3 protein-coding genes are annotated in these 2500 nt (G+C 63.0%); 1 reads left to right on the top strand and 2 read right to left on the bottom strand.

Annotation, left to right across the window (positions count from 1 at the left end; all coding sequences use genetic code 11):
- Nucleotides 1-315: 315 nt before the first annotated feature.
- Together D7V88_RS40640 and D7V88_RS40635 are read right to left on the bottom strand one after the other, a co-directional pair.
- The gene (locus D7V88_RS40640; RefSeq protein ID WP_244238669.1) at nt 316-846 is read right to left on the bottom strand and encodes a tetratricopeptide repeat protein; all 531 of its coding nucleotides are present in this window, start codon (nt 844-846) and stop codon (nt 316-318) included.
- A gap of 56 nt (nt 847-902) precedes the next feature.
- On the bottom strand, nt 903-1925 hold the full coding sequence (locus D7V88_RS40635) for a DUF1521 domain-containing protein (RefSeq protein ID WP_244238668.1): 1023 nt from the start codon (nt 1923-1925) through the stop codon (nt 903-905).
- A gap of 352 nt (nt 1926-2277) precedes the next feature.
- Here D7V88_RS40635 and D7V88_RS40630 point away from each other — a divergent pair.
- Nucleotides 2278-2500, top strand: a 223-nt coding sequence (locus tag D7V88_RS40630; RefSeq protein WP_120545733.1) for a hypothetical protein, incomplete at its 3' end; no start/stop codon positions are given.

The following is a 2500-nucleotide window of genomic DNA, read 5'->3' as shown; positions in this document are numbered from 1 at the left end:
GCAGCTCATGCTCCAGAAGCAGCAGGAGGCCGTTGCCTTCGCCTCCAACATCATCAAGAAGCTGAACGAGATCGCGATGTCCGTCATCAGCAACCTCAAGTAAGCATCGCCGCTTCCCTGGCGATTTAAGAGCCGGTCCTCCTTCACGGGAGGCCGGCTCTTTGCTTTTCCGCCAGGCGCGCCATGCGGCCCGAGTTCTGAAGCCGGCCGGCAGGCGCCAACGCGACGGACATCCACACCGCCCCCGCAAAAGCACGATGCCCGGTCACGGGAGTGACCGGGCACCGGAGCACGACGGAAGCGAGGAGGAACCCGTTACTTCTTCGCGGGCGTCTTGGAAGCCAGGCTCTTCTGCGCCTGGTCAGACTGCTGCTTGAGCGTCACCAGGAGAGACCGGGCGCGCTGCGTCGATCGCCGCTGGAGGGTCGGATCATTCTGGATGGCGGTGCTGAAATCCGCCAACCCTCCGGGCACGTCACCCCGGCGCAGGAGGATCTCTCCGCGGCCCACGAGGGCATCACCGTTGGTGGAGTTGAGCTGGAGTGACCGCTGAAACGCATCGAAGGCTTCATCGACACGCTCCAGGGTCATGAGTGCCGCCCCCAACTGGCAGTGGAACACACTGTCATGGGGGGAAGCGGCAACCAGGCCCCGGAAGATATCCAGGGCCTGCTGCGTCTTGCCCACCTGCAGGAGTTGATGCGCCGTGGTCGCCCACCGGTAGAGCGTCGCCCGGGGCATCTTCAGGAATTGACCCAGGGTGATTTCTCCACGGATCAACTGCTCGTCCTCTTCCTCTTGACGGGCGGGCGACTGCGGATCTCGGGACGGCGGCTGGGCACTCACGAAGGCCTCACTTCGGGCGGGCGAAGCCCGGGACTTCGCCCGCGGTGGGAGAACGGCTAGCTGAAGATGTTGCGCGGACGCACGGTATCATCGAACCGGGGGATCTTCTGGAGCGCCTTGAGCATCGACGTCACGGAGTCGAAGGCCGCGTTCAGCCCCTCCTTGTGCTTCGACTTGTTGTAGGTGCCCAGGCCGTCCGTGCCGGTGAACGGGTTGAAACCCTTGGTCTGGGTCTTCTTCAGCGAGTCGAAACTCGTCCCCACCAGGTCGAACCGCTTCAGCAGCGCGGCCAGGGAGTCCGAGGACTTCGTGGAGGTCGAGCCGGTGGAGGCGGGCGCGTTGGACGTGCCACTGAAGACATGGTTCGTGAAGGTCGCGTTCTCGGCCTTCTTGAAGACCTCGCCGCCATTCTCCGAGCCGACGATCTCACGGCTCTCGAAGAGCCACTGATCGGTGGAGTTGCCCATCATCACGGTGTCCGTGTCCACGTCCTTGCGGCCGTGGAAGCGATCCGCTTCGGCCACGCCGTCCTTCTTCACGGGCCCGATGGTGCCCTTGCCCTTGTCCAGGTCGCTGATGGTGACGTGGCTGTCCATGAAGACGATGTCGAGCTGGCCGGTCACCGTCATCCCGTTGCCGTAGGGCTTGCAGGAGACGTTGATCATCGTGCCGTCACCCAGGGTGAAGGTCGTGTCCTTCTTGAAGTCCCAGGTGCCGCCGTCGCCCTCGGCCACGTGCGGGTCACCCCAGATACGGGTGCTCTTGCCGTCCGGACCGGTGACCTTCCACTCGAACTGACTGAGCGGCTCGATGGAATAGCCACCGGGCGTGGTGACCTTGTTGCCCTTCACTTCCAGCGTATTGCCCAGGTCCATGGACAGGCAGTCCAACGGATCCGGCTTCTCCGTGGGGAAGCAGCTGGTGGCGGCGGACGTCTGCTGAGAGGCCACCGAGCGACCCATCTGGTCGGGCTTCGCGGCCTTGTCGGTCCCTTTGGGCGCGTTCGCGAGCGCCTTCTCCACCAAGCCCATCGTCGACTCGATGAGCTTCGCGTTCTTCGCGAGGGTCGCGTCGTTCACGCCGGCAAAACCAGGATTCTTCACGCCAAGGTTCTGGGTGTTCAGACCACCGATACCAGTTGCCATTGTCTATCCCCGGGAACTGCGAGCTGGAAGGAACTGCAGAAGATCACTTGCTGGATTCTCGCTCGGTACCGTCCAGAGTTTCGCGATCTGGGATGAATTTTCCAATGAGGAGCCCCCCGGGAAGCGCCTCTTCTCTCTATAGTGGGAGCGAACCCGACAGGGCTGGAACCATGGGAAAAAAAGGAATCGGAAATCACGAGGAAACTTCCGACCCCGGATCCGCCATAATCCCTATGTAAGCAGCGCCGCAGCACACACCCGCTTCCAAACCTCTGGAGTCACTCCCATGAACGCCACCGCCTCCGCCGCCGCCCTCTCTACCGCCTTCAAGGGCAGCCAGTCCCTGAGCGCCACCGAGAAGTCCTCCCTGGCCGGCCTGGAGGGTGTCGACCTCGAGCGCGCCACCGCGCAGCTCATGCTCCAGAAGCAGCAGGAGGCCGTTGCCTTCGCCTCCAACATCATCAAGAAGCTGAACGAGATCGCGATGTCCGTCATCAGCAACCTCAAGT

Source organism: Corallococcus terminator (assembly GCF_003611635.1).
GTDB lineage: Bacteria > Myxococcota > Myxococcia > Myxococcales > Myxococcaceae > Corallococcus > Corallococcus terminator.
This window is presented reverse-complemented; position numbering and strand designations above follow the sequence as displayed.